A 25715-nucleotide genomic window follows, 5' to 3' on the forward strand; every position below is an offset into this window, starting at 1 on the left:
CGAGCTTATTTGCTGTCCAGGAAGTCCAGCAATGCGGCGTTGAACAGGGCCGGGTCCTGCAGGAATGCGAAGTGGCTGGTGTTCGGCAGAATCAGCAGGCCCGCACCCGGAATGGTCGAGGCGATGTACTCGGTGTGTTCACGCTTGATCGCCTCATCGTGGTCGCCGTCGACAATCAGGATCGGGGTCTTGATGGCCGCCAGTTGCGCGTCTGTCCAGTTAGGCTGGCTGGCCCACATATGGCTGATCTGCTCGACGAAGGCGTCGTACTCTTTCGGCGTCGGCGAGAGTTTGGCGTACTCTTTGCCGGCGCGTTCGATGAAGGCAGCGAAGGTCGGATTCTTCTCTACGCCATCCTTGACCCCGGACGTCTGGGTGTTGGCGGCAAAGGCAAACACCTTGCCGATTCGGTCCGGGTGGCGCAGGGCAAGATCGATGCCGATGATGGCGCCGTCGCTCCAGCCGACGATATCGGCACGGGGGATTTTCAGGCTGTCGAGCACAGCGACCACATCATCGGCCATCAGGTCGTAACCGTAGGGTTTTTCGTCCCGGGAGCTGCGCCCGTGGCCACGACTGTCGAGGCTGATGACCGTGTGTTTGGCGGCCAGCGCCTTGACCTGGTTGCCCCAGTAGTCGGAATTGGACAGGCCGCCGTGCAGCAGGATTACCGGCGAGCCATGCCCGGTTTTGGTGTAGTAGACCTTGATGCCGTTGACGGCTGCATAGCCGGTCTTGGCGCCCGCAATCGGTGCCGGGGTCGGCGGAAGGGCCTCCCACCGTTCTGCGGCATTAACCGCAGAGAAAGACAGCAAAAGGCAGGCGGTTGCCAATAAGCGAAGTGACATGGCGATTCCTTTTTCAGTGTGCAGCGAGAAGTCATCCCGACGGATGTGGGCTCGACTCTAGCACCCTGCGAGCTGTCGAAAACACGCATTTTTTCCTATCAAAATCCGCCGTTGAAAAGAAAAAAATAGCGTTATATCAATGGAATAAAATCGTCTTTTGCATTAGCGGAGCAAAGGTTTCAACTGGTGGTTTTGCGTCGTTTCTCTCCAGGGGCATTTTCTTCAATACCTGGATTCATCCGCCCCTTAAGGTTCAGCTCATACCGCACAACAAAAAGGAACTGCAATGAGCTTGATCATTTCCATGGCCGCCTTCGCCCTGGCCACGTCCATCACCCCGGGACCCGTGAACGTGGTGGCCATCAGCTCTGGGGCGCGCTTCGGGTTTGCCGCCAGCCAAAAGCATGTGGCCGGCGCCGCGCTGGGATTTACCTTGCTGCTGGTATTGATTGGCCTGGGACTGCATGAGGTGCTGGTGCGCTGGCCGCTGCTGACCCAATTGATTCAATGGGGCGGGGTGGCGTTCCTGTTGTACATGGCCTGGAAGCTGGCGGTGGACGATGGGCGACTGGAGGCAGACGGCACGGCCACGGCACCGTCGATGCTCTATGGCGCGATTATGCAGTGGCTCAATCCCAAGGCCTGGCTGGCGTGTGTGGCGGGGATGGGCTTGTTCGTGGCCGATGGCGATGCGCAACAGGTCTGGCTGTTTGCGACGATCTATCTGGTGATTTGCTACCTGTCGGTGGCGTGCTGGGCTTACGCCGGGACGTTCCTGCGACGCTACCTGAGCAACCCTCGGGGCATGCGCCTGTTCAATCGCTCGATGGCGGGGTTGCTGGTGGCCAGCGTGGGGTATCTGTTACTGGCCTGAGTCAGCCGCGATATTGACCCGGTGTTGCCGCCAGGTGCTGCTTGAACGTGCGCTGGAAGTGCGCCTGATCGGCAAACCCGGCGGCCAGTGCCACGTCGGCGATCAGCCCGCCATTGCGTAGCTGGGTGCGCGCAAACTGGATGCGCCGGTTGACCAGGAACGCATGGGGCGTCATGCCGTAATACTGTTTGAATGCGCGGATCAGGTACGACGGTGACAACTCGGCCGCCTGGCAAATGTCCTCAAGCTTCAAGGCCTCGGTGCAATGCTCGCGTATGTAGTCGGCGGCCCGTTCCAGCTTGTGATTGACCTCGCGCACCGGTGTTGCCGACGGGTTGAGGCGTTGTTGCACCTCAGTGAAAAAACTCACCACCGCGCTCTGCTTGTGCAGGTGCTCGGCCTGCTCGTCCAGCAGCACTTCATACAACTCGATCAGGCCGTCATACAGCACGACGTCACGGGTATGGGTGGCGGTAAAGGCGCGAAAGCCTTCGTCGGTGCTGAACCCGAGTTGGTGCTGCAGGTCCGTCAGCCAGGCCGTGTCGATGTACAGCATGTGATACGACCAGGGCTGGTCGTAAATCGGATTGCAGGCGTGGACATCGCCAGGGTTCATCAGCACCACGGTGCCGGCGCTGATCTGGAAGGTGCACGCCCCGTGGATATACAGGCTCTGCCCGGCGGTGATCGCGCCGATCGAGAAATGCTCGTGGGAGTGGCGGGTGTAGCAGACCTTGCGCCCGTCGGCGATGGTCCGTGCCTCGATAAACGGCAGGTGTTCATCGCGCCAGAAAGAGGGGGCAGGGTGGTGAGGATTCAGTGACATGATCGACCGTTCACAAGGGGATGCGCGGGGCACGACAATGATTTTTGCATAAAAATCGCCATTGGGCTGCACCGATCGATGCAGCGTGAGCCAGCCTTCATGGTGGGCACGATGGCGCTGCAGCGTTAGAACCCGCGCTTCTCGGCAATCCAGGCGGTAGCCAGGTCGATAAAGGCCCGCAGTTTCGGCTGGCTCTGGGTTCTGGCGGGAAAATACAGGTACAGCCCGCTGCTGGGCGGCACGAAGGGTTGCAGCACTTGCACCAGTGCGCCCGAGGCCAGGTCCTCCATCACTTCAAAATCACTCACATAGGCCAGGCCTTGGCCGGCCCGCGCCGCGGCGATCATCAGGTTGCGGTCATTGACGATCAGCCCGCCCTGGACGCCGACCGTGAACTCCCGGCCCGCGCGTTCGAATTCCCAGCGGTGCGCCACGCCCGAGGTCAGGAAGCGATAGCCGATGGTTTGATGGGCGGTCAGTTCTTCCGGTGTTTGCGGCTGGCCAGCCTTGGCGAAGTAGCCGGGGGAGCCCACCACCGACCAGTTCAAGTCCGGTGTGAGGCGCACGGCGACCATGTCCTTGTCGATGGATTCTCCCAGCCGAATCCCGGCGTCGAAGCCTTCTGTCACCAGGTCGACGGTGGCATCGTCGAGGGAAATATCCAGCACCACCTCTGGAAACGCCTCGCGAAAGCGCGGGATCAACGGCTCGATCAGCAACTTGCCCGACAGGCGCGGCACGGTCAGGCGCAGGGTGCCCATGGGCCGGTCGCGGTAGCCACTGAGGGCCGCCAGGGCTTCGTCGATTTCCCCGGCGGCGGGGCGCAAACGGCTATACAGCGTCATGCCGGCCTCGGTCAGTGCCACTCGCCGTGTGGTGCGCTGGAACAACACCACGCCCGTGCGCTTCTCCAGGGTTTTCACCGCGTGGCTGACGGCCGTCGGCGTGACGCCAAGGCGTGCGGCGGCCTGGGTGAAACTCTTCAGTTCGGCCACGGCGAGAAATTCGGTCAGGCCATTGAACGGATCAGGGTTCATCGGTGTTCCATTATGAAATTCAGTTTCATAGTGCTTGTAGCACGAGCGGGTTTTTCAGGCTAATGCGGCGGCGTACCTTTACCTCACTTTCACTCCAACAGGTACGGATCATGACAACGGCACATTCCTTCAAGCGTGTTTGGCTGGTAACCGGGGCTTCCCGGGGTATCGGCGCGAAAATCGTCGCGGCGGCGCTGGCCCATGGCGATGCGGTAGTGGCCACGGCCCGCAATGCTCAAACGGTCGTTGAGCGATTTGGCGAGCAGCCCGGCCTGCTGGCGGTGCAACTGGATGTGACCAACGAATCCCAGGCCGCTGACGTGGCCCGCGCCGCAGTCGAACACTTCGGGCGTATCGATGTGCTGGTCAATAACGCCGGTTTTGGCGTGTTGGGCGCGGTCGAGGAAGCGTCTGCCGACGAGGTTCGGCGCTTGTATGAAACCAACGTCTTTGGCCTGCTCAACGTCACGCGGGGTGTATTGCCGTTCATGCGCCAGGCGCGCCGTGGGCATGTGATCAATATCTCGTCGGTGGGGGGCTTCCGTTCCGGTGCGGGATTTGGCGCCTATTGCTCGACCAAGTTTGCCGTCGAGGGCTTGAGTGAGGCGCTGCATGCAGAGCTTGCACCCTTGGGCGTCAAGGTCACCGTGGTGGAGCCGGGCTACTTCCGTACCGACTTCCTGGACAGCAACTCCCTGGTGGAGTCGCCGCGGGTCATTGACGATTACGCGGCCACCTCCGGCGAGGTGCGCAAGCTGGCCAAGGTCTACAACCAGCAGCAACCGGGTAACCCGGAGCTACTCGCGGTGGCCATGATCAAGCTGGTAGAGGCGCCGAATCCGCCGATGCGCCTGGCACTGGGCACCGACACTTTGCAGGCGATTGAAGCCAAGCTGGCTTACGTCAAGGAAGAGACCGACGCCTGGCGCGAGTTGTCGGCCTCAACCGATTTCTGACACCCAATGGCGTAGCAGCTGTCGAGCGCCAGCGAGGCTGCGTCAGGCGCACCTCGTTGCAATGCCTGGCTCGATCACAGCGGTGCGGCCAACGCAGCCTCGCTGGCGCTCGACAGCTGCTACGGTGAATCGGCTGAAGGCACCAGGAACGCCGCCTCCAGCAATTGCCGCGTGTAGGCATGCTGGGGGTTGGCGAAGATCGCCGGGGCATCGCCCTGTTCCACCACCTGCCCATGCTTGACCACCATCAACTGGTGACTCAGGGCCTTGACCACTGCCAGGTCATGGCTGATGAACAGGTAGGTAAGGTTGTACTTGGCCTGCAGGTTACGCAGCAATTCCACCACCTGGCGCTGCACCGTGCGGTCGAGGGCCGAGGTGGGTTCATCCAGCAAAATCAGGCGCGGCTTGAGCACCAGGGCTCGGGCAATGGCGATGCGCTGGCGCTGGCCGCCGGAGAATTCGTGGGGGTAGCGGTTGCGGCTTTCCGGGTCCAGCCCCACTTCCTTGAGCGCGGCAATGATCGCCGCTTCCTGTTCGGCCGCAGTGCCCATCTTGTGGATGCGCAGGCCTTCGCCGACGATTTCGCTCACGCACATGCGCGGGCTCAGGCTGCCGAACGGGTCCTGGAACACCACCTGCATTTCCCGGCGCAGCGGGCGCACCTGTTGCTGGCTCAGTTTGTCCATCTGGTGGCCTTCGAAGCGGATGCCGCCCTTGCTGGCGATCAGTCGCAAAATCGCCAGGCCCAGGGTGGATTTGCCCGAGCCGCTTTCGCCGACGATGCCCAGGGTCTGGCCCTGTGGAAGGCTGAAGTTGATGCCATCCACCGCCTTGACGTAGTCGATGGTATTGCGCAGGAAGCCTTTCTTGATCGGAAACCAGACGCGCAGGTCCTCGACTTCCAGCAATGGCGGGCCGATTTCATTGGTGGCCGGCTGGCCGCTGGGTTCTGCAGCCAGCAGCTCCTGGGTGTAAGGGTGCTGCGGTGACTGGAACAGGGTTTCGCATTCTGCCTGCTCGACGATGCAGCCTTGTTGCATCACGCATACCCGGTGGGCGATGCGCCGCACCAGGTTCAAGTCGTGGCTGATCAACAGCAAGGCCATACCCAGGCGCGCCTGCAATTCCTTGAGCAGCTCCAGGATCTTTAACTGTACGGTGACGTCGAGTGCCGTGGTCGGCTCGTCAGCAATCAACAGCTCCGGCTCGTTGGCCAGAGCCATGGCGATCATCACCCGCTGGCGCTGGCCGCCGGAGAGTTCGTGGGGCAGGGCCTTGAGGCGCTTGTGGGGTTCGGGGATGCCTACCAGCTCCAGCAATTCCAGGGTGCGCTGGGTGGCGACCTTGCCGGTCAAACCTTTGTGCAGGCCGAGCACTTCGTTGATCTGCTTCTCGATGGAGTGCAACGGGTTCAACGAGGTCATTGGCTCCTGGAAAATCATCGCAATGCGGTTGCCGCGAATATGCCGGATGGTTTTTTCTTTCAGGGTCAGCAAGTCGTGGTTGGCGTACTGGATCGTCCCGGACGGGTGACGCGCCAGCGGGTAGGGCAGCAGGCGCAGAATCGAGTGCGCAGTCACCGATTTGCCCGAGCCGCTTTCGCCCACCAGCGCGAGGGTTTCGCCGCGCTTGATATCGAAGCTGACGTTGTTCACCACTCGCTGGTGGCTGTTGCCTACGACGAACTCGACGGAGAGGTCGCGGACTTCGATCAGATTGTCCTGATTCATCTCATTTCCTCGGGTCGAAGGCATCGCGAGCGGACTCGCCGATAAACACCAGCAAACTCAACATGATCGCCAGCACGGCAAAGGCACTCATGCCCAGCCACGGCGCTTGCAGGTTGGATTTGCCCTGGGCCACCAGTTCACCCAGGGACGGCGAGCCTGCAGGCAGGCCAAAGCCCAGGAAGTCCAGGGCGGTGAGGGTGCCGATGGCACCGGTGAGGATGAACGGCATGAAGGTCATGGTGGAGACCATGGCGTTGGGCAGGATATGGCGGAACATGATCGCGCCGTTCTGCATCCCCAGCGCCCGGGCCGCCCGCACGTATTCCAGGTTGCGCCCGCGCAGGAACTCGGCGCGCACCACATCCACCAGGCTCATCCAGGAAAACAGCAGCATGATTCCCAGCAGCCACCAGAAATTGGGCTGCACGAAACTGGCGAGGATGATCAGCAGGTACAGCACCGGCAAACCGGACCAGATTTCCAGGAACCGCTGGCCGGCGAGGTCGACCCAGCCGCCGTAGAAGCCCTGCAGGGCGCCGGCGATCACGCCGATGATCGAGCTGAGTACGGTGAGCGTCAGGGCAAACAGTACGGAAACCCTGAAGCCGTAGATCACCCGCGCCAGCACATCGCGGCCCTGGTCATCGGTGCCCAGCAGGTTGTCTCGCGACGGCGGGGCCGGTGCCGGAACCTTCAGGTCGTAGTTGATGCTCTGGTAGCTGAACGGGATCGGCGCCCACAACGTCCAGGCATCCTTGGCCTTGAGCAGCTCCTGGATATACGGACTCTTGTAGTTGGCCTCCAGCGGGAATTCGCCGCCGAAGGTGGTCTCGGGGTAGCGCTTGAGGGCCGGGAAATACCAGTCGCCGTCGTAGTGCACCGCCAGCGGCTTGTCGTTGGCGATCAACTCGGCGCCCAGGCTCAGGCCGAACAGGATCAGGAACAGCCACAGCGACCACCAGCCACGCTTGTTGGCCTTGAAGCGCTCGAACCGGCGACGATTGAGGGGGGATAGATTCATCTCAATGCTCCCGGCTGGCGAAGTCGATACGCGGATCGACCAGGGTGTAGGTGAGGTCGCCGATCAGCTTCACCACCAGCCCCAGCAGGGTGAAGATAAACAGCGTGCCGAACACCACCGGGTAGTCGCGGTTGATCGCCGCTTCAAAGCTCATCAGGCCCAGGCCGTCGAGGGAGAAGATCACTTCCACCAGCAACGAGCCGGTAAAGAAGATGCCGATAAAGGCCGATGGGAAACCGGCAATCACCAGCAGCATCGCGTTGCGAAACACATGGCCGTACAGCACGCGGTGGTTGGTCAGGCCCTTGGCCTTGGCGGTGACCACGTATTGTTTGTTGATCTCGTCGAGGAAGCTGTTTTTGGTGAGCAGGGTCATGGTCGCGAAGTTGCCGATCACCAATGCCGTCACCGGCAATGCCAGGTGCCAGAAGTAATCGAGGATCTTGCCGCTCCAGCTCAGCTCGTCAAAGTTGTTGGAGGTGAGCCCCCGTAGCGGAAACCAGTCTAGATAACTGCCGCCGGCAAACACCACGATCAACAGGATCGCAAACAGGAACGCCGGGATCGCGTAGCCGACGATGATTGCCGAGCTGGTCCACACGTCGAAGTGGCTGCCGTGGCGCGTGGCCTTGGCGATCCCCAACGGGATCGACACCAGGTACATGATCAGGGTGCTCCATAACCCGAGGGAGATGGACACCGGCATCTTTTCCTTGATCAGGTCGATGACCTTGGCGTCGCGGAAGAAGCTGTCGCCAAAATCCAGCCGGGCGTAGTTCTTGACCATGATCCACAAGCGTTCCGGCGCCGACTTGTCGAAGCCGTACATTTTCTCGATTTCCTTCACCAGCGCCGGGTCCAGGCCCTGGGCGCCGCGGTAGCTGGAGCCGGCCACCGAGACTTCGGCACCGCCGCCGGCGATCCGGCTGGTGGCGCCTTCAAAACCTTCCAGCTTGGCGATCATCTGCTCCACCGGGCCACCGGGGGCGGCCTGGATGATCACAAAGTTGATCAGCAAGATGCCGAACAGGGTCGGAATGATCAGCAGCAGTCGGCGAACAATATAGGCCAGCATCTCAGTCGCCCCCGCTCGCCGGATCGGCGCTCTGGTTGGTGTCCACGGTTATCGCCGGCTTGGCGTCGGGTTTGCTCCACCAGGTGGCGGTGCCCACGTCATACCGTGGCGAGACCTTCGGATGGCCGAGGTGGTCCCAATACGCCACGCGGAAGGTCTTGATGTGCCAGTTGGGGATCACGTAGTAGCCGAACTGCAGCACGCGGTCCAGGGCCTTGGCGTGGGCCACCAGGCTCTTGCGCGAATCGGAGTCGATGAGTTCTTCCACCAGTTGGTCGATGGCCGGGTCTTTCAGGCCGATGTAGTTGCGGCTGCCGGGCTTGTCGGCGCTGGATGACTTCCAGTACTCACGCTGCTCGTTACCCGGCGAGGAGGACTGCGGGAAGCTGCCCACCACCATGTCGAAATCCCGGGAGCGGATGCGGTTGATGTACTGCGAGATGTCGACCCGGCGAATCACCAGGTCGATCCCCAGGTCTGCCAGGTTGCGCTTGAACGGCAGCAGGATGCGTTCGAACTCGGTCTGGGCCAGCAGGAACTCGATGGTCACCGGCTTGCCGGTGGTGTCGACCATCTTGTCGTCGACAATCTTCCAGCCGGCCTCTTGCAGCAACTGATAGGCCTCGCGCTGCTGGGTGCGGATCATGCCGCTGGCGTCGGTCTTCGAGGGCTCGAAGGCTTCGGTAAAGACCTGGGGCGCGATCTTGTCTCGCAGCGGCTCAAGAATCGCCAGCTCGGCCGGGCCGGGCAGCCCGGTGGCGGCCATCTCGGAGTTTTCGAAATAGCTGCGGCTGCGGGTGTAGGCGCCGTTGAACAGTTGCTTGTTGCTCCATTCGAAGTCCAGCAGCAGGCTGATGGCCTTGCGCACCCGAACGTCCTGGAACATCGGTTTACGGATGTTGAACACGAAACCCTGCATGCCGGTAGGGTTGCCGTTGGGAATTTCTTCCTTGATCAGGCGGCCCTGGGCAACGGCGGGGGTGTTGTAGGCATTGGCCCAGTTCTTCGCGCTGATTTCCAGCCAGTAATCGAACTGCCCGGCCTTGAGCGCCTCCAGGGCCACGGTGTTGTCGCGGTAGTAATCGGTGACCCGGTAATCGAAGTTGTAGAAGCCCTTGTTGATCGGCAGGTCCTTGGCCCAGTAGTCCTTGACCCGCTCATAGCGGATCGAACGCCCGGCCTTGACCTCGGTCACCTTGTACGGGCCGCTGCCTAACGGGATTTCCAGGTTGCCCTTGGAAAAGTCGCGAGTCTCCCAGTAATGCTTGGGCAATACCGTCAGTTGCCCGAGGATCAGCGGCAGTTCGCGGTTGTTGGTGCGCTTGAACTTGAACAGCACCCGCAGCGGGTCTTCTGCGACCACTTCATCGACGTCGGCGTAGTAGGTTTTGTAGATCGGTGAGCCGTCCTTCATCAGCGTCTGGAAGCTGAATACCACGTCTTCGGCGCGGATCGGGTGGCCGTCGTGGAAGCGCGCTTCGGGGCGGATGTAGAAGCGCACCCAACTGTTGTCCGGGGCCTTTTCGATCTTGCCGGCCACCAGGCCGTATTCGGTGATGGGTTCGTCCAGGCTTTGCTGGGCGAGGGTGTCGTAGATCAGGCCGATATTGTCTGCCGGCACGCCCTTGCTGATAAACGGGTTGAGGCTGTCGAAGCCGCCCATGCTGGACTCGCGAAAGGTGCCGCCCTTGGGGGCGTCCGGGTTGACGTAGTCGACGTGTTTGAAATCGGCGGGGTACTTGGGCGGTTCGTTGTAGAGGGTCAGGGCATGTTGCGGGGCCGCATTGGCCGCAGCGCAAAACAGCAGGCTGCCAAGGATCGCAGTACGCAAAGGTATCATTGGGCTTTCTCCGAAGCTTTCAGCCACCATGCGCTCAGGCCCAGGCTGTAGGGCGGCGTGGTGACGAAGGCGAACCGGTTGCGGTACGCCAGGCGATGATAGTTGAGGTACCAGTTGGGAATACTGTAGTGCTGCCACAGCAGGACGCGGTCGAGCGCCCGGCCGGCGGCCAATTGTTGTTCACGGGTTTGCGCCGCCAATAGCTGGTCCAGCAGGTGGTCGACCACCGGGTTGGCGATGCCTGCGTAATTCTTGCTGCCCTTGATCCCCGCCTGGCTGGAGTGGAAGTACTGCCACTGCTCAAGGCCGGGGCTGAGGGTTTGGTTGAGGGTCATCAGAATCATGTCGAAGTCGAATTGATCGAGGCGTTGTTTGTACTGTGCGCGGTCTACCGTGCGCAAGCGGGCGTCGACGCCGATACTTGTCAGATTCTCGACATAGGGCTGCAGGATGCGCTCCAGGTTCGGGTTCACCAGCAGGATTTCCAGCCTTAGTGGCTGCCCGTCACTGTTAAGCAAGCGCTGCCCGGACAGTTTCCAGCCGGCTTCGGCCAGCAGCGCGAGGGCGCGGCGCAGGGTGTCCCGGGGGATGCCGCGACCGTCGGTCTGGGGTAGGCTGAACGGCTGGGTAAACAGGTTGGCCGGCAACTGGTCGCGATAGGGCGAGAGCATCAGCCACTCATGGCCGGTGGGCACGCCGGTGGCGGAGAATTCGCTGTTGGGGTAGTAGCTGAGGGTGCGTTTATAGGCACCGCTGAACAGGGTGCGGTTGGTCCACTCGAAATCGAACATCAACCCCAGGGCTTCGCGGACCTTGGCCTGGCTGAAGGCCGGGCGCCGGCTGTTCATGAACAGGCCCTGGCTTTGGGTCGGGATCTGGTGGGCGATCTGCGCCTTGATCACTTCGCCACGGTTGACCGCCGGGAAGTTGTAGCCATTGGCCCAGTTCTTCGCCTGGTGTTCGATATAGATATCGAACTCGCCGGCCTTGAATGCTTCGAAAGCCACGTCGCTGTCGCGGTAGAACTCCACCTCGACCTTGTCGTAGTTATAGAAACCACGGTTGACCGCCAGGTCCTTGCCCCAGTAATCCTTGACCCGTTCGAACACCAGCTGGCGTCCCGGCGAGACCTTTGTGATGCGGTAAGGCCCACTGCCCAGCGGCGGCTCGAAGGTGGTGGCCTTGAAATCACGGTTTTTCCAGTAGTGCTGGGGCAATACCGGCAGCTCGCCAAGGCGCAGGATCAGCAGCGGATTGCCGGCGCGCTTGAACACAAAACGAATGCGATGACGGTTAAGAATATCGACCCGGGCCACTTCCTGCAGGTTGGTGCGGTACTGCGGGTGGCCTTCGGTGAGCAGCGTGCGATAGGAAAACGCCACGTCGTAGGCGGTAATCGGCTTGCCATCATGGAAGCGTGCTTCGGGGCGCAGGTTGAACACCACCCAGCTGCGGTCCTCGCTGTATTCCACCGATTGGGCAATCAGGCCGTAGCTGGACGTCGGTTCATCGCCGGAAGGGGCGTACTGGCCGGTGCCGACCATCAACGGCTCATTGAGCTCATTGACCCCGTATTGCAGGAAGTTGGCGGTGGAAACCGGGCTGGAACCCTTGAAGGTATAAGGGTTGAGGGTGTCGAACGTGCCAAATGCCATGACCCGCAGTGTGCCGCCTTTTGGCGCTGCGGGGTTTACCCAGTCGAAGTGGGTGAATCTGGCCGGATACTTGAGCAGGCCGAACTGCGCATAACCGTGGCTCTCGGTAATGGTCGCGTTCGCGGAAAAGCTCAAGGCCAGACTTATTAGTAGAAGGAGGGGACGCTTCAAGTCAGAGATCCGATCCAGGCGGCTTGGGCTTTATAAGCCGTACAGTAACAGCTTGTTCCGATTGGAAAAAGGCTGGCGCCGTGGGATGGGCTGAGGATCGATTAAACCTGTAGGAGCGAGCTTGCTCGCGAAGGACGCCAACGATAACGCTGGCATTCTGAATTAACGCGGTGCCCTTGCGTTTTTCGCGAGCAAGCTCGCTCCTACAGGGTTTGCGGTGTTATCTAGGCCCGGAAACCACCAGCATCTGCCCCGGCTTCAGCGCCTGGCCAGTGCGTGGGTTCCAGCGCTTGAGATGTTGCATCTCGACGTTGAAGCGCTTGGCGACGATGTACAGCGAATCGCCTTTCTTGACCTTGTATTGCACCGGCTTCTTGCTGTCGGCCTTGGCCACCAGCTTGCGGGTGTCCTGCATCACCAGGGTCTGGCCGACCTTGAGCGCCTGGCCATTGAGCTTGTTCCAGCGCTGCAAGTCATGCACATCGACCTTGTTGGCCTTGGCGATGAGGGTCAGGTTGTCACCGCTACGCACCTTGTAGTTGCGGGTGCGACCGGCAATGGCCTTGTGCTCAACGTCGTCGAACACCGGCTTTTTCGGGCGCATGCTCAGCAATTCTTCCGGCTTCATCGCCGAAAGGCTGCTGGCCAGCAACTGCGCCTTGGAGGTGGGCACCAGTAAATGCTGCGGGCCGTCCAGGGTGGTGCGCTGCTTCAAGGCCGGGTTGAGCTGGAACAGTTCGTCTTCGTCAATTTCGGCCAGCGCGGCGACCCGTGACAGGTCCATGCTCGTTTTGATTTCTACCACTTCAAAGTACGGCGTGTTGGCAATCGGGTTCAGGTTGACGCCGTATGCCTCGGGGGCCAGCACCACCTGCGACAGCGCCAGGAACTTGGGCACGTAGTCCTTGGTTTCCTGGGGCAGTGGCAGGTTCCAGTAGTCCGTCGGCAAGCCGAGCTTCTCGTTACGCTCGATGGCCCGGCTGACCGTGCCTTCACCGGCGTTGTAAGCCGCCAGGGCCAGCAACCAGTCGCCGTTGAACATGTCATGCAGGCGTGTCAGATAGTCCAGGGCCGCGGTGGTGGAGGCGGTGATGTCACGGCGGCCGTCGTAGGCGCGGGTCTGGCGCAGGTTGAAGTAGCGTCCGGTGGCGGGAACGAACTGCCACAGGCCGACCGCATCGCTGCGGGAATAGGCCATTGGGTTGTAGGCGCTTTCAATCACTGGCAGCAGCGCCAGCTCCAGAGGCATGTTGCGTTCTTCAAGGCGTTCGACGATGTAATGAATGTAGAGGCTGCCGCGTTCGCCGGCGTTCTCGAGAAAGGAAGGGTTACTGGCAAACCACAATCGTTGCTGTTCAATGCGCGGGTTGACGCCTAACCCGTCCTGCAATTGAAAGCCCCGGCGCATGCGTTCCCAGACATCCTGGGGCACTTCCGGGCTTGGCTTCTCTGATAGCCAAAGGGGTTTTTGCTTGATCTTGGCGGTAAGGTTTGGCTTGGGTTGCACGGTGGATTGTGCGGCAAAATTGGTCGATTGGCAGCCCGCCAGAGTAGCGGACACAGCCACCGCCACGGCTTGAGCCAGGCGGGTCAATGCGTCTGAATGGTTGGTTTTACGAATAGATGACGACATTGGCTGGAAGTAAGTTCCGGGCAAAAATGTCGGGCGATTCTAGAAAGCGCTTGGGTTGCGGTCAACCATTCAGAAATTACGTACTAAATTTCGCGCCCTTAGAACGTATCTTTCCAAGACCTCAAGCTAGCAAACACCTCGCTCCCGGCCCGGTTATCCCGGCCATTCCGTTCGTCCGCTTTTTCTTTAACGGATGTTTCAGAGGTCCGTAAAAAAGGGTTAGTGAGTTTTTCCAGCGCCAGGGTCGAAGGCAGCGTGATCTCGCCATTGGCCCGCAGTTGCCGCACGTTCTCCACTCGTTCGGCGATATCCGCGTTATGCGGTTCCACGGCCTGGGCGAATTTCAGGTTGCTTTGTGTGTATTCATGGGTGCAGTACACCAGCGTGTTCGCCGGCAATGCTGCCAGGCGTTCCAGGGAGGTGTGCATTTGTTGTGGAGTGCCTTCGAACAGGCGGCCACAACCGGCGGCGAACAGGGTGTCGCCACAAAACAGCACGCCCTGGTGATAAAAGGCGATATGGCCGAGGGTGTGACCGGGGACGGCAAACACCTCGAAGTCCCAGCCCAGCACGGTGATGCGGTCGTTATCCTGGAGCGCGACATCCCGCGCCGGGATCTTTTCATTCGCCGGGCCGTAGACCGTGGCGCCGGAAACACTTTTAAGTTGCTCGACGCCGCCGACATGATCATGGTGATGGTGAGTCACCAGGATGTCGCTGAGGGTCCAGTCGGGGTGCTGCTGGAGCCAGGCCAGCACGGGCGCGGCGTCACCAGGGTCGACCACGGCACAGCGCTTGTTCGGCTGATCCTGTAACAACCAGATGTAGTTATCGGTGAAGGCGGGCAGGGCACTGATCTGTATCATTCTTTGATTCGCCAAGCTGAACACATTGGTGCATCTTAGAACTTCTTGGCGAGTTGGAGAATGCAATGACTGATAAAGCGTTCGCCCAGGCCGATCCCGAGTGGCTGGCACTGATCGGTGCCGCCCGTGAATGGCTGTCCGGGCCTATCGGGCAATTTTTGCTGGATGAAGAGCGGCGCATGCTCGAAGACGAGCTGGGTCGGTTCTTTGGTGGTTACCTGGTGCATTACGGCCCGTCGGCACAAACCCCGCCGTCGGCGCCCCAGGTGCAACGCAATGTGCGCCTGGGGGCGCCGTTGCCGGGGGTTGAAATCGTCTGCGAGGAACAGGCCTGGCCGTTGAGCGAGCATGCCGCCGACGTGGTGGTGTTGCAGCATGGCCTGGATTTCTGCCTGTCGCCCCATGGTTTGCTGCGTGAAGCGGCCAGCAGCGTGCGCCCTGGTGGCCATTTGCTGATCATCGGCATCAACCCCTGGAGCAGTTGGGGCTTGCGCCATGTGTTCGCCCATGACGGGTTGCGCCAGGCGCGCTGCATCTCGCCGTCGCGGGTGGGCGACTGGTTGAACCTGCTGGGCTTTGCGCTGGAGAAACGCCGCTTCGGGTGCTATCGTCCGCCGCTTGCGTCTGCCAAGTGGCAGGGGCGATTGGCCGGTTGGGAGCGCAGGGCCGGTGCCTGGCAATTGTCCGGCGGTGGCTTCTACCTGTTGGTGGCGCGCAAGATCGTCGTTGGCTTGCGCCCGGTGCGCCAGGTACGCCGCGAACCGATGGGCAAGCTGGTGCCGATGCCGATGGCCAAGGTCAATCGCAAGCAGAGCGAGCAGTAAACAACCCTTTTTTGATTTCAGGTCGAGCTTCTCGACCTCGGGCCTTTGTCGGTCGATTATCGGCAACCCGCTTTGATGGATCCCGCTTTAATGGACAGTGAAATGACCGATACCGTAGAACTCTTCACCGATGGCGCCTGCAAGGGCAACCCCGGTCCCGGCGGATGGGGCGCGTTGCTGGTATGCAAGGGCGTGGAGAAGGAGCTGTGGGGCGGCGAAGCCAATACCACCAACAACCGTATGGAACTGATGGGCGCGATCCGCGGCCTTGAAGAGCTCAAGCGCCGTTGCGATGTGTTGCTGGTGACCGACTCCCAGTATGTGATGAAGGGCATCAACGAGTGGATGGTCAACTGGAAGAAGCGTGGCTGGAAGACCGCCGCCAAGGAACCGGTAAAAAACGCCGACCTGTGGCAATTGCTCGATGAACAATGCAACCGCCACAACATCACCTGGAAATGGGTGCGCGGCCACATCGGCCATCCCGGCAACGAGCGGGCCGATCAGTTGGCCAACCGTGGCGTGGATGACGTGCGCGGCTACAAGCAGAGCTGATGCCGGTTGACGTGTTAAGATCCCGCCCCTTGAAATGTCCCAAACCGTTGAGAGCTGAACCCTGATGGCCATCCGATCTGTTGTACTCGATACCGAAACCACCGGCATGCCGGTGACCGATGGCCACCGGATCATTGAAATCGGCTGTGTCGAGCTGATGGGCCGTCGCCTCACCGGCCGGCACTTCCACGTCTACCTGCAACCGGATCGGGAAAGTGACGAAGGCGCCATCGGCGTCCACGGCATCACCAACGAATTCCTGGTGGGCAAGCCGCGGTTCGCCGAAGTGGCCGATGAGTTCTTCGAGTTCATCAACGGCGCACAGCTGATCATCCATAACGCGGCGTTCGACGTTGGCTTCATCAACAACGAATTCGCGCTGATGGGTCAGACCGACCGGGCTGACATTACCCAGCACTGCTCGATCCTCGACACCCTGATGATGGCCCGTGAGCGTCACCCGGGCCAGCGCAACAGCCTCGATGCCTTGTGCAAACGCTATGGCGTCGACAACTCCGGCCGTGAACTCCACGGCGCCTTGCTCGACTCCGAGATTCTCGCCGACGTCTACCTGACCATGACCGGCGGCCAGACCAGCCTCTCCCTGGCCGGCAACGCTTCGGATGGCAACGGTTCGGCAGAAGGCTCGGGCAATCGCCCTTCGGAAATCCGCCGCTTGCCAGCGGATCGCCAGCCTACCACGATCATTCGCGCCAGCGAACAGGACATGGCCGAGCACGCGGCGCGCCTGGAGGCGATCGCCAAATCCGCCGGCGCACCGGCGTTGTGGACCCAATTGACCCAGCAATAATCGTCACCCCAGCGCCAGCCCCTGGCTGGCCCTGATCAAGTCATACGCCTTGCGCGCAATCGGGTTCGCCGTGTTCGGGCGGATCCACAGGTAGTACGTCACCTCCGGCATCCTCGGCAGCCCATCGTTCTCCCCCAATACCCGCATGTCCGGCCCGAGCATTTCCATGCTCCGTGGGGTCACGCCCAACCCTGCGCGCGTCGCCGCCTTGATCCCGATCAGGTTCGACGCCAGGTACGCCTGGCGCCAAGGGATGTTTGCGCGTTCCAGTGCCTCCAGGGCATAGCGCCGATAAATGCTCGGCTCATCCACCAGAATCAACGGCAACGGCTCGCTCGGTGAATGAATGTACTGCGCCGAACAGATCCACCACACCGGCGAAGTACGCAACGCAAAGCCTTCCAGGTTGGCATCGGCGCGGGTGGAAATCACCATGTCGACCTTGCCGCGGTGCAAGTCATCCATCAGGAACGGGCTGCGGCCCACATCGATTTCCAGGCGCAGGCGCGGCGCCGAGCGGGCGATATGGCTGAGGATCGGCGGCAGGATGGTGTCGGCGATGTCGTGGGGCGAGCCGATGCGCAGCACGCCGCTGAGACTGCTTTCCCGCAGGGAATTAAGCGCATCGTCATTCAGCGACAGCATCTGCCGCGCATGCCGTAACAACTGCAAGCCGGGTTCCGTCAGCTGTTTTTGCCGGCCGCGTTTCTCAAACAGGCTGACCCCCACTTGCTGTTCCAGGCGCTGCATATGCTGGGTGACGGAGGATTGGGTGCGGGCCAGGTGAGTGCCGGCTTCGGCAAAGCTGTGGTGGTCGACCACGGCGATAAAGGTGCGGAGCAGTTCAAGATCGAGGGTCGACATGGCCATTCCAGGGCGTTTTTTATATCAAGGGTGCGAAGATAAACATTACAGATGTTTATGTGTTGTCGCGTCGAATTTTTACGATGGCTAATGATTTCGAGTATATGGCCAAAAATCAGCGCATCCATATACGGGAAGTTATAACGATATTAGATATTTGAATTTCCGTTACCCCGGCACTCTCCCTAGCATGCCCCCACATCAGGTCGGGGTACGCCGATCGCTAATGAGGGGAGTTCCATGGGTTTTGTGCGCGCGGCGGTAAAACGAAGGTTGCCTGTGGTCCTGGGCGCATTGATTGCCCTGGGCGGCAGCGCGGTGGCTCAGGCCGATGCGACCCTGGACAAGATCCAGCAGCGCCATGTGCTGGTGGTCGGCGTGCTGTTGTCCGGCGGGCCGTTTGGCGGCATCGACCCCACCACCCAGAAGCCCAAGGGCTTGAACGTCGACCTGGCCAACGAGCTGGGCCGCCAGTTGGGCGCCGAAGTGCAACTGGTGCCGGTATTGCCAGCCAACCGCGTGCAGTTCCTGCAACAGGGCAAGGTCGACCTGCTGATCGCCAACATGGAATGGACCGCCGAGCGCGGCGAGATCCTTGGCTTCGTACCGACGCCGTTCTACAAGATCGGCGGCACCGCTGCGGTGCTCAAGGACAGCAAGATCACCCGCTGGGCAGACCTCAAGGACCAGCCGGTATGCACCTCCCAAGGCAGCAGCTACGTCAAGCCGCTGACCGAACTCGGCGCACAGATCAAAGCCTTCAAAAGCTCCTCCGAATCCCTGCTGGCCCTGCGCGGCAACAACTGCGTCGCGGCGGTGCATGATTCGACGCTGGTCAACCCGCTGATCAACGACAGTGCCGAATGGAAGGATTACCGCTCCCTCAGCCCCGAGCTGAATCCGGCGCCGTCGGTGATCTGGACCCGCCGTGGCGAGAGCGACACCCAGGCCAGACTCGACCCGATCGTCAAGGAACTGCACCGCAGCGGCTGGCTGATCGAAGCCCAGACCCGCAACCACATCACCCCGGCATCCCCGGCCTTGGTGGAATTGCAGAAACAGTTCAAGGGCGCCTGAGCATGAATTTCAAATCCCTGACCGCCCTCGGCCTGGTTTTGTGTGCCGGCCTGGCCCACGCCGACGCCACCCTCGACAAAATCCAGCAACGCCACGCCATCAGCGTCGGCGTGATTCTCAGCGGCCCGCCGTTTGGCACCATCGACCCCAAGACCGGCGAACACCTGGGCTACAACGTCGAATTGGCCAAGGGCCTCGGCCAGGCGCTGGGCGTGGAGACCAAGACCGTCTCGGTACTGGCCCCCAACCGCGTGCAGTTCCTGCAGCAAGGCAAGGTCGATGTGCTGATTGCCAACATGCAGTACACCGACGAGCGCGCCGAGATTCTCGACTACGTGCCCACGCCTTATGAAGAAGTCGGCGGCGCGGCGTTGATCCGCAAAGGCGCCGGCGTCACCCAGTGGGCCGACCTCAAAGACAAGCCGGTGTGCGTGTCCCAGGGCAGCAACTTCATCAAGCCATTGCAGGAAACCTACGGCGCGCAGATCAAGGCGTTCCGCAGCCAGTCCGAATCCCTGCTGTCGTTGCGTGGCAATGGCTGTGTGGCGGCGGTGCACGTCAGCCCGACCATGCACGCGTTGCTGGACGATGCCGAATGGTCCGGCTACGAGATCCCGTTGCCGGGGGATTTGATCCCGTCCAAATCCGTGATCTGGATCCGCAAGGGCGAGCACGATACCCAGGCCAGGCTCGACGCCATCGTGCGTGACTGGCATCGCAGCGGCTGGCTGATCGCCCTGGGCGAGCGCACCGGTATGCCTCCGTCCCAGGCCCTGCGGGATTTGCATGAGCAGTACAGCCATGAGTGAACCGCTATTCGCCACCCTGCAACAGTTGCTCGGCGCCGCCCATGTGCAGCGCAGTGAAGACGCTGCCCAGTACCTCACCGACAAACAAGGCCGCTACACCGGCCAGGTGATCGCCGTGGTACACCCGGCCAACACCGAAGAAGTCGCCGCCGTGGTGCGTGCCTGTGTGGCCCTGGAGGCGCCCATTGTCGTCCAGGGCGGCAACACCGGCCTGATGGCAGGCGCTACGCCGGACGCCAGCGGCCGCGCGGTATTGCTGTTGCTCGACCGCATGAACCGGGTGCGCGTGATCGACACCGACAACGACACCCTGACCGTCGAAGCCGGCTGCATCCTGCAAAACATCCAGGACGTGGCCCGTGAAGCCGGTCGCCTGTTTCCGCTCAGCCTGGGCGCCGAAGGCAGTTGCACCATTGGCGGTAACCTCGGCACCAATGCCGGCGGTACCGCCGTGCTGCGGTATGGCAACACCCGCGAGCTGACCCTGGGGCTGGAAGTGGTGACCGCCGAAGGCGAAATCTGGAATGGACTGCGGGGTTTGCGCAAGGACAACACCGGCTACGACCTGCGGGATTTGTACGTCGGCAGCGAAGGCACCCTCGGCATTATCACCGCCGCCACCCTGAAGTTGTTCCCGCTGCCAAAGGCCCAGGCCACCGCGCTGCTGGCCTTTGATGAGTTGGCCCAGGCGGTGGCGTTCCTGTCCCACGCCCGCGCTGGTTTTGGCGCCAATCTCACCGCATTCGAACTGCTCAGCGCCGATTGCCTGGCGTTGTTGCGCGAGCAGTTTCCCGAAGGCCCGCAACCATTCCTGAAAGCCAGTCAGCCATGGTTCGCCTTGCTGGAACTGTCGGATAACCACGGCGAAAGCCACGCCCGCGAAGCCTTCGAAACGGTCCTGGGTGAAGCCTTCGAGCAGTCACTGCTGGCTGACGCCCTGATCGCCGAAAGCCTGGCGCAGAGCGAAGCGTTATGGCTGCTGCGCGAAAACATGAGCGAGGCGCAGAAGCGTGCCGGGCGCAACATGAAGCACGACATCTCGGTGCCCATCTCGCAAATCGTCGCCTTCGTGGCCCATACCGATGCGCTGTTGCAGGTGCATTTTCCCGGCGTGCGCAACTTCACGTTCGGGCACCTGGGGGACGGCAACCTGCATTACAACGTGGCCCATCCGCTGGGTTCAACGGTGGATGAACACATGGCCAACTACGCCGACCTGAGCCTGCTGGTGCACGACAGCGCCCATGCCCACGGCGGCTCGATCAGCGCCGAGCACGGGATTGGCCAGCGCAAGGTCGGCATGCTTAGCCGCTACAAAAGCCCGGTGGAGCTGGACCTGATGCGCCGCATCAAACGCGCCCTCGACCCGAAAAACCTGCTCAACCCCGGCAAAGTCCTGGAGGTGCAGCCATGACCGTTCGCTTGTCCAAGCGCGTGCAGCGCGTGTCGCTGTCGGCCAATGCAGCGGCCAAATCCCGCGCCACGGAACTGCGTGACGCCGGCCGCGACATTCTGGACCTGACCACCGGCGAGCCGGATTTCGATACCCCGGAGCACATCAAGCAAGCGGCCTATGCCGCCATTGCAGCAGGCGCCACCAAGTACACGCCGACACCCGGCGTAAAGGCCTTGCGGATCGCCGTGCAGCGAAAACTGGCCGAAGAAAACCACCTGGACTATGCGCTGCCGAACATCGTGATTGCCAACGGCGCGAAACAGATCATCTTCAACGCTTTTGCCGCCACCCTCGACGACGGTGATCAAGTACTGGTGCCGACGCCGTATTGGCCGTCATTCCCCGACAGCGTGCGCTTCAACGGTGGCGAGCCGGTGTTTATCGAGTGCGGGCTGGAGCAGGGCTGCAAGCTGCTGCCGGCGCAACTGGCGCAGCACATCAACGAGCGCACCCGCTGGCTGATCCTCAACGGCCCGGGCAACCCGAGCGGCGCGGTGTATAGCGAGGCTGAACTGCACGCGCTGGCCGAGGTGCTGCGCCTTCATCCCCAGGTGCTGGTGCTGCTGGATGAACTCTACGAGCACATCCGCTTCGACGGTCGCCCGGCCCAGAGCCTGCTGAACGTCGCGCCGGATTTGCAGGACCGTTGCCTGTTGGTGGGCGGCGTGTCCAAGACCTATGCCATGACAGGCTGGCGCATCGGTTTCGGCGCCGGGCCGCAGACCCTGACCAACGCGATGGCGGTGGTGCAATCCCAATCCACCTCCGGTGCGTCTTCCGTCGGGCAGGCCGCCGCGTTGGCCGCCTTCACCGGCGGGCTTGGCTTTCTGGCCGAGCAGGTAGCGGCCTATCAACTGCGCCGCGACTTGCTGATGATGGCCCTCGGCACCGTCGACGGCCTGGAAGTGCTTGAGCCTCAAGGCGGGTTCTTCGTGTTTGTGCGCTGCGCCGGTTTGCTCGGCCGCTATCGCCCGGACGGTCAGCAGTTGAAAGATGACGGCGATGTCGTCGCTTACCTGTTGGAGGAGGGCGTCGCCGGTGTGGCGGGCAGTGCCTATGGCCTGTCGCCGTGGTTTCGCCTGTCCATCGCCACGGCGACCGACAGCGTGGCCGAGGCGGGGCGCCGTATTGCTGTTGCCTGCGGCAAGTTGCGGGGCGACGAATGAGTCATTGGCTGGAGATTTTTGTGCACTGGGCGGCCGGTATCGGCCTCAACTACAACTTCCTGCTGGATGCCTATCAGCGCGGCACCCTGGAGCAGGGCGCGCTGACCACCGTGCTGTTGTGCCTGTTCACCATCGTCGGCAGCCTGCTGGCCGGGATCAGCCTGGCGGCGTTGCTGACCTCGGGCAACCCGTGGCTGGCCCGGCCTGCGCGGGTGTTTATCGAAGTCACCCGCAATACCCCGACCCTGGTGCAGTTGTACTGCGCGTTCCTGGTGTTGAACATGCTGCTGACCCAGGCCGTCGGCGCAGCCAACCCGCTGACGCCGTTTGCCTGGGTGGTGATCGTGATCTCCCTGCACAAGGGCGCGTTCCACGCCGAAGCCCTGCGCGCCGGCATCGAGGCAGTGCCGGCCGTGACCCTGGAAGCCGCCAGTTCCCTGGCCTTCAGCAGCCGGCAATTGCTGTGGAATGTGCAGTTGCCACTGGCCCTGCGCTTCGCACTGCCGTCGCTGATCAACAACCTGATCGACCTGGTGAAAATGACTGCCGTGGCCTCGGCCATTGCCGTGGGCGATATCACCTACGCGTCGATCATGATCTGGACCCAGAGCGACAACGTGCTGGAGCTGATGATTTTGATCCTGAGCTTTTTCGGCTTGCTGAGCTTTACCGTCAATTGTGTGGGGCGCTGGCTGGAAGCGCGCCTGAGGATGCCCGGCTATGGTCATTGATTCATTCCCGGTGCTGTCGGCGTTGCTGCAATGGTCGCCGGCGCTGGTCAGCGGTTTTGGCCAGAACATCCTGATCAGCGTGGTGGCGATTTCCATTGGTTCGGTGCTCGGCCTGTTGATCGGAGCGTTGGCGCTGTCACCCGCAGGTGTTGTCGCGCGTGTGTGGGTGCAGGTATTTCGCAACGCGCCGTGGCTGGTGCTGATCTATTTCACCACCTACGTGTTCCCGTTCGAGATCCACATCGGCAGCAGCTACGTGTCGTTCCCGGACTGGGTCAAGGTGACCATTGGCCTGGCGTTGCCCGCCAGCGCCAACGTGGCGGAGATCTTTCGCGGCGCCATCGGTTCGATCCCCAGCACCCAGTGGGAAGCCGCGCGTTCACTGGCGTTCACCCGTGGCCAGATCTTCCGTTCGATCATCCTGCCCCAGTGCTTCAAGCGCATGTTGCCGCCATGGATGAACCTCTATGCGGTGGTCACCATGGGCACCGCCCTGGCGTCGCTGGTGGGCGTGCATGACGTGATCGACACCGCACAGATCGCCAGCAACACCGTGAACATGACCGGCTTTACCGTGGTGATCTACCTGAGCCTGCTGGTGCTGTTCTTCGCCTATTGCTACCCGATTTCCCGTTTGACCCAACGCCTGGAGCGCCGTTATGCCTTCTATTGAACCCCTGGTCAGCCTGCGGGACTTGCAGCTGTCGTTCGGTGACAACCGGGTGCTCAAGGGCATCGACCTCGACGTGCACCGCGGCCAGGCGGTGTCGATCATCGGCCCGTCGGGCTCGGGCAAGTCGACCATCCTGCGCTGCATCACCGGCCTGTTGCAGCCTCAGCGCGGCACCATCCGCGTGGGTGAAACCCGGGTCGATACCCTGACCCAGGAAGCCCAGCGCATCGAGCTGCGCAAGCGCGTCGGGTTTGTGTTCCAGCAATACAACCTGTTCCCGCATTTGTCGGTGCTGGAAAACCTGGTGATCGCCCCGCGCAAGGTACTCGGCCGCAACCGCAGTGATGCCGAGAAAGATGCGCGAGCGCTGCTGGCCAAGGTACGCATGGAGCACAAGGCCGATGCCTATCCCGGCCAACTCTCCGGCGGGCAGCAGCAGCGGGTGGCGATTGCCCGGGCGTTGGCCATGCGCCCGGAACTGATCCTGTTCGATGAAGTGACCTCGGCCCTGGACCCGGAAACCGTCGGAGAAGTGCTGACGGTGATCCGCGAGCTGACCGAAGAGGGCATGACCTGCGTGCTGGTGACCCACGAAATGCGCTTCGCCGAAGAGATCAGCGACATCGTCTACTTCACTGAAAACGGCGTGATCGTCGAACACGGCAGCGCCGAGCAGATCTTCCAGCGCCCCACCAGTGAACGCACCCAGGAGTTCCTGCGCCATGCCTTGGGCGATCCGGGCCGCCGTCCGCCGATCGCCAATGATCCGTACCTGTTGACCAACCTGAGCCGCTACACCCTGTCTGTCTAACAAGAGGAACCTCGTCATGAGTACCGCTAACCGTGCCGCCGTTATTGAAGACTTCCTGCAGCAGATCCGCGTCATCAACCAGCGTGGCGTAGACCGCGCGGCCCTGGTGGAAATCGTCGGCCTGCTGGAAACCCTGGCCGAGCGCCGGGACCTGTTCAACTTCAGCGAATTCCCCGCGCCGGTACCGGGGCAGGGCAGCACCGCGTTCCGTTATCGCCTGAACGACGATGGCGACACGCCGACCCTGTACCTGAACTCGCTGCTGCCGGGCAAAAGCACCATCCCCCACAACCATGAAACCTGGGCGATCATCAGTGCCGTTGAAGGCCAGGAGATCAACTACGTGTATGGCCGCAACGATGAAGGGCGTGACGCTGGCTTCACCACCTTGACCCTCGAGAAAGAAGTCATCGTGCAGCCGGGTACTTCCATCTCGTTCCTTGGTGAAGACCTGCACGGGATTCGCGTCGAGGGTGAGCAGGCGACCTTGCACTTCCACCTGTACGGCTTGCCGCTGGAATCCCTGAATGGCCGTTATGGCGTTGAAGCAGACGGGCGGATTCTCAACTACAACGCCTCTCAGATGGCGCCTTCAATCCGGGCCTATGCCTGAAAGCGCTGCTCATGTGCGGCGAAAGTCGCTTTATGTGGGAGCTGGCTTGCCTGCGATTGCATCGACGCGGGTTACCTGATTCACCGCATCGCCTGCGTCGCAGGCAAGCCAGCTCCCACACCAGGGGTTTTTATGATTGATCTGTATTACTGGCCTACGGGCAACGGCCTGAAAGTCGGCATCCTGCTTGAAGAACTGGAGGCGGAGTACCGCCTGATTCCGGTGAACATCCGCGAAGGCGCGCAGAAGCAGGAAAGCTTCCAGCGCATCAGCGCGAATGGGCGGATTCCGGCGATTGTCGACCACAGCCTTGAAGCACCACTGAGCCTGTTCGAATCCGGGGCGATCCTGAATTACCTGGCCGACCAGGCCGGGCGTTTCCTGCCGCCCGCCGGCACCGCCGAGCGTCAGAAAGTCCAGGAATGGCTGTTCTGGCAGGTGGGGCATATCACCCCGTATCTGAGCCAGTTGCAGCTGTTCAAGGAGAAGGCCCCGGAACCTATTCCCTTCGCCCTGGACCTGCTGAACGCCGAAGCCACGCGCCTGTATCGGGTGCTGGAGCAGCGCTTGGCCGAGGTGCCGTACGTGGCGGGCGAGTACTCGGTGGCCGACATGGCGATCTTCCCGTGGATCCAGCCCCTGCGCCAGGGCCAGGACCTGGCGGACTACCCGAACATCCAGGCCTGGCGCCTGCGGATCAAGGCGCGCCCGGCGGTCCAGCGGGCGTATGCCAAGGGGCGTGAAGTCGCCGCCGGCGAGCGTTCGTTGGCCTTGCAGTAACTCATCTCTA

25 protein-coding genes are annotated in these 25715 nt (G+C 61.7%); 14 read left to right on the forward strand and 11 right to left on the reverse strand.

The genetic code is table 11. From position 1 onward, the window contains the following. Window positions 1–5: 5 nt before the first annotated feature. Entirely contained in the window at window positions 6–848 is an 843-nt protein-coding gene (locus V3W39_RS18325; RefSeq protein WP_177114609.1) for an alpha/beta fold hydrolase, read from the reverse strand. Between the two features lie 286 nt (window positions 849–1134). Here V3W39_RS18325 and V3W39_RS18330 point away from each other — a divergent pair, with 286 nt between their 5' ends. Beyond that, window positions 1135–1722 (forward strand): LysE family translocator, encoded by a 588-nt coding sequence (locus V3W39_RS18330; protein ID WP_177041675.1) that lies wholly within the window; start codon window positions 1135–1137, stop codon window positions 1720–1722. A 1-nt stretch (window position 1723) separates the two neighbouring features. Here V3W39_RS18330 and V3W39_RS18335 read toward each other — a convergent pair whose 3' ends face one another. Both V3W39_RS18335 and V3W39_RS18340 read right to left on the reverse strand, forming a co-directional pair. Continuing rightward, window positions 1724–2548, reverse strand: a complete 825-nt coding sequence (locus tag V3W39_RS18335; RefSeq protein ID WP_330213078.1) for an AraC family transcriptional regulator — start codon at window positions 2546–2548, stop codon at window positions 1724–1726. Between the two features lie 125 nt (window positions 2549–2673). Beyond that, the gene (locus V3W39_RS18340) at window positions 2674–3585 is read right to left on the reverse strand and encodes a LysR family transcriptional regulator (RefSeq protein WP_177131376.1); all 912 of its coding nucleotides are present in this window, start codon (window positions 3583–3585) and stop codon (window positions 2674–2676) included. A 110-nt stretch (window positions 3586–3695) separates the two neighbouring features. Between V3W39_RS18340 and V3W39_RS18345 the strand changes: the two genes are divergently transcribed. After that, a complete protein-coding gene (locus V3W39_RS18345) occupies window positions 3696–4541 on the forward strand; it encodes an oxidoreductase (protein WP_330213079.1) in 846 nt (281 codons plus the stop codon). Window positions 4542–4660: 119 nt separating this feature from the next. On the opposite strand, the gene V3W39_RS18350 is transcribed toward V3W39_RS18345, so the two are convergent. From V3W39_RS18350 to gloB, 7 genes are all read right to left on the reverse strand, one after another. Beyond that, complete coding sequence (locus tag V3W39_RS18350) at window positions 4661–6274, reverse strand: ABC transporter ATP-binding protein (RefSeq protein WP_330213080.1); 1614 nt, start codon at window positions 6272–6274, stop codon at window positions 4661–4663. A 1-nt stretch (window position 6275) separates the two neighbouring features. Further along, window positions 6276–7295 carry an ABC transporter permease gene (locus tag V3W39_RS18355; RefSeq protein ID WP_177041684.1) on the reverse strand — a complete coding sequence of 340 codons (1020 nt, stop codon included), beginning with the start codon at window positions 7293–7295 and terminating at the stop codon, window positions 6276–6278. Window position 7296: 1 nt separating this feature from the next. Further along, a complete protein-coding gene (locus V3W39_RS18360) occupies window positions 7297–8370 on the reverse strand; it encodes a microcin C ABC transporter permease YejB (RefSeq protein WP_177041685.1) in 1074 nt (357 codons plus the stop codon). 1 nt (window position 8371) lies between these two features. Continuing rightward, window positions 8372–10210: an extracellular solute-binding protein gene (locus V3W39_RS18365; RefSeq protein ID WP_177131382.1), complete on the reverse strand. Its 1839-nt coding sequence runs from the start codon at window positions 10208–10210 to the stop codon at window positions 8372–8374. After that, window positions 10207–12036, reverse strand: coding sequence for an extracellular solute-binding protein (locus V3W39_RS18370; RefSeq protein WP_330213081.1), 1830 nt, complete (start codon window positions 12034–12036; stop codon window positions 10207–10209). Before V3W39_RS18370 ends, V3W39_RS18365 begins: the two co-directional genes overlap by 4 nt. A 220-nt stretch (window positions 12037–12256) precedes the next feature. After that, entirely contained in the window at window positions 12257–13669 is a 1413-nt protein-coding gene (locus V3W39_RS18375) for a lytic transglycosylase domain-containing protein (protein ID WP_010171672.1), read from the reverse strand. A gap of 98 nt (window positions 13670–13767) precedes the next feature. Continuing rightward, a complete protein-coding gene (gene gloB / locus V3W39_RS18380; protein WP_177041688.1) occupies window positions 13768–14535 on the reverse strand; it encodes a hydroxyacylglutathione hydrolase in 768 nt (255 codons plus the stop codon). A gap of 65 nt (window positions 14536–14600) precedes the next feature. Here gloB and V3W39_RS18385 point away from each other — a divergent pair, with 65 nt between their 5' ends. The 3 genes from V3W39_RS18385 (at window position 14601) to dnaQ (ending at window position 16725) form a co-directional block, all read left to right on the forward strand. Next, window positions 14601–15359, forward strand: a complete 759-nt coding sequence (locus V3W39_RS18385) for a class I SAM-dependent methyltransferase (RefSeq protein ID WP_010171669.1) — start codon at window positions 14601–14603, stop codon at window positions 15357–15359. A 102-nt stretch (window positions 15360–15461) separates the two neighbouring features. Next, window positions 15462–15914: a ribonuclease HI gene (gene rnhA / locus V3W39_RS18390; protein WP_053255695.1), complete on the forward strand. Its 453-nt coding sequence runs from the start codon at window positions 15462–15464 to the stop codon at window positions 15912–15914. Between the two features lie 70 nt (window positions 15915–15984). After that, complete coding sequence (dnaQ, locus tag V3W39_RS18395; RefSeq protein ID WP_169389386.1) at window positions 15985–16725, forward strand: DNA polymerase III subunit epsilon; 741 nt, start codon at window positions 15985–15987, stop codon at window positions 16723–16725. A 3-nt stretch (window positions 16726–16728) separates the two neighbouring features. Here the strand turns inward: dnaQ and V3W39_RS18400 are convergent, their stop codons facing one another. Further along, window positions 16729–17589, reverse strand: a complete 861-nt coding sequence (locus V3W39_RS18400) for a LysR substrate-binding domain-containing protein (protein ID WP_371132002.1) — start codon at window positions 17587–17589, stop codon at window positions 16729–16731. Between the two features lie 240 nt (window positions 17590–17829). Between V3W39_RS18400 and V3W39_RS18405 the strand changes: the two genes are divergently transcribed. From V3W39_RS18405 to V3W39_RS18445, 9 genes are all read left to right on the forward strand, one after another. After that, on the forward strand, window positions 17830–18666 hold the full coding sequence (locus tag V3W39_RS18405) for a transporter substrate-binding domain-containing protein (protein ID WP_330213082.1): 837 nt from the start codon (window positions 17830–17832) through the stop codon (window positions 18664–18666). A 2-nt stretch (window positions 18667–18668) separates the two neighbouring features. Beyond that, a complete protein-coding gene (locus V3W39_RS18410) occupies window positions 18669–19475 on the forward strand; it encodes a transporter substrate-binding domain-containing protein (RefSeq protein WP_330213083.1) in 807 nt (268 codons plus the stop codon). Further along, window positions 19468–20889, forward strand: a complete 1422-nt coding sequence (locus tag V3W39_RS18415) for an FAD-binding oxidoreductase (protein ID WP_330213084.1) — start codon at window positions 19468–19470, stop codon at window positions 20887–20889. The genes V3W39_RS18410 and V3W39_RS18415 overlap by 8 nt, the downstream gene beginning before the upstream one ends. Beyond that, on the forward strand, window positions 20886–22097 hold the full coding sequence (locus V3W39_RS18420) for an aminotransferase class I/II-fold pyridoxal phosphate-dependent enzyme (protein WP_177121556.1): 1212 nt from the start codon (window positions 20886–20888) through the stop codon (window positions 22095–22097). Before V3W39_RS18415 ends, V3W39_RS18420 begins: the two co-directional genes overlap by 4 nt. Further along, window positions 22094–22828 carry an amino acid ABC transporter permease gene (locus tag V3W39_RS18425; RefSeq protein WP_177041697.1) on the forward strand — a complete coding sequence of 245 codons (735 nt, stop codon included), beginning with the start codon at window positions 22094–22096 and terminating at the stop codon, window positions 22826–22828. The genes V3W39_RS18420 and V3W39_RS18425 overlap by 4 nt, the downstream gene beginning before the upstream one ends. Continuing rightward, window positions 22818–23501 (forward strand): amino acid ABC transporter permease, encoded by a 684-nt coding sequence (locus V3W39_RS18430; protein WP_330213085.1) that lies wholly within the window; start codon window positions 22818–22820, stop codon window positions 23499–23501. Before V3W39_RS18425 ends, V3W39_RS18430 begins: the two co-directional genes overlap by 11 nt. Beyond that, window positions 23488–24312 carry an amino acid ABC transporter ATP-binding protein gene (locus V3W39_RS18435; protein ID WP_177041701.1) on the forward strand — a complete coding sequence of 275 codons (825 nt, stop codon included), beginning with the start codon at window positions 23488–23490 and terminating at the stop codon, window positions 24310–24312. The genes V3W39_RS18430 and V3W39_RS18435 overlap by 14 nt, the downstream gene beginning before the upstream one ends. A 16-nt stretch (window positions 24313–24328) precedes the next feature. Continuing rightward, window positions 24329–24925: a cysteine dioxygenase gene (locus V3W39_RS18440; RefSeq protein WP_177041702.1), complete on the forward strand. Its 597-nt coding sequence runs from the start codon at window positions 24329–24331 to the stop codon at window positions 24923–24925. Window positions 24926–25057: 132 nt separating this feature from the next. Beyond that, window positions 25058–25705, forward strand: coding sequence for a glutathione S-transferase family protein (locus V3W39_RS18445; RefSeq protein ID WP_177041704.1), 648 nt, complete (start codon window positions 25058–25060; stop codon window positions 25703–25705). Window positions 25706–25715 lie beyond the last annotated feature (10 nt).

This window comes from Pseudomonas sp. Z18(2022) (genome assembly GCF_036346535.1).
GTDB classification, from domain to species: domain Bacteria; phylum Pseudomonadota; class Gammaproteobacteria; order Pseudomonadales; family Pseudomonadaceae; genus Aquipseudomonas; species Aquipseudomonas yamanorum_A.

Coding starts and splice junctions, on each gene's coding strand:
- V3W39_RS18325 (WP_177114609.1), bottom strand. CDS start 848: ATGTCACTTCGCTTATTGGCAACCGCCTGCCTTTTGCTGTCTTTCTCT.
- V3W39_RS18330 (WP_177041675.1), top strand. CDS start 1,135: ATGAGCTTGATCATTTCCATGGCCGCCTTCGCCCTGGCCACGTCCATC.
- V3W39_RS18335 (WP_330213078.1), bottom strand. CDS start 2,548: ATGTCACTGAATCCTCACCACCCTGCCCCCTCTTTCTGGCGCGATGAA.
- V3W39_RS18340 (WP_177131376.1), bottom strand. CDS start 3,585: ATGAACCCTGATCCGTTCAATGGCCTGACCGAATTTCTCGCCGTGGCC.
- V3W39_RS18345 (WP_330213079.1), top strand. CDS start 3,696: ATGACAACGGCACATTCCTTCAAGCGTGTTTGGCTGGTAACCGGGGCT.
- V3W39_RS18350 (WP_330213080.1), bottom strand. CDS start 6,274: ATGAATCAGGACAATCTGATCGAAGTCCGCGACCTCTCCGTCGAGTTC.
- V3W39_RS18355 (WP_177041684.1), bottom strand. CDS start 7,295: ATGAATCTATCCCCCCTCAATCGTCGCCGGTTCGAGCGCTTCAAGGCC.
- V3W39_RS18360 (WP_177041685.1), bottom strand. CDS start 8,370: ATGCTGGCCTATATTGTTCGCCGACTGCTGCTGATCATTCCGACCCTG.
- V3W39_RS18365 (WP_177131382.1), bottom strand. CDS start 10,210: ATGATACCTTTGCGTACTGCGATCCTTGGCAGCCTGCTGTTTTGCGCT.
- V3W39_RS18375 (WP_010171672.1), bottom strand. CDS start 13,669: ATGTCGTCATCTATTCGTAAAACCAACCATTCAGACGCATTGACCCGC.
- gloB (WP_177041688.1), bottom strand. CDS start 14,535: ATGATACAGATCAGTGCCCTGCCCGCCTTCACCGATAACTACATCTGG.
- V3W39_RS18385 (WP_010171669.1), top strand. CDS start 14,601: ATGACTGATAAAGCGTTCGCCCAGGCCGATCCCGAGTGGCTGGCACTG.
- rnhA (WP_053255695.1), top strand. CDS start 15,462: ATGACCGATACCGTAGAACTCTTCACCGATGGCGCCTGCAAGGGCAAC.
- V3W39_RS18400 (WP_371132002.1), bottom strand. CDS start 17,589: ATGTCGACCCTCGATCTTGAACTGCTCCGCACCTTTATCGCCGTGGTC.
- V3W39_RS18405 (WP_330213082.1), top strand. CDS start 17,830: ATGGGTTTTGTGCGCGCGGCGGTAAAACGAAGGTTGCCTGTGGTCCTG.
- V3W39_RS18410 (WP_330213083.1), top strand. CDS start 18,669: ATGAATTTCAAATCCCTGACCGCCCTCGGCCTGGTTTTGTGTGCCGGC.
- V3W39_RS18415 (WP_330213084.1), top strand. CDS start 19,468: ATGAGTGAACCGCTATTCGCCACCCTGCAACAGTTGCTCGGCGCCGCC.
- V3W39_RS18420 (WP_177121556.1), top strand. CDS start 20,886: ATGACCGTTCGCTTGTCCAAGCGCGTGCAGCGCGTGTCGCTGTCGGCC.
- V3W39_RS18425 (WP_177041697.1), top strand. CDS start 22,094: ATGAGTCATTGGCTGGAGATTTTTGTGCACTGGGCGGCCGGTATCGGC.
- V3W39_RS18430 (WP_330213085.1), top strand. CDS start 22,818: ATGGTCATTGATTCATTCCCGGTGCTGTCGGCGTTGCTGCAATGGTCG.
- V3W39_RS18435 (WP_177041701.1), top strand. CDS start 23,488: ATGCCTTCTATTGAACCCCTGGTCAGCCTGCGGGACTTGCAGCTGTCG.
- V3W39_RS18440 (WP_177041702.1), top strand. CDS start 24,329: ATGAGTACCGCTAACCGTGCCGCCGTTATTGAAGACTTCCTGCAGCAG.
- V3W39_RS18445 (WP_177041704.1), top strand. CDS start 25,058: ATGATTGATCTGTATTACTGGCCTACGGGCAACGGCCTGAAAGTCGGC.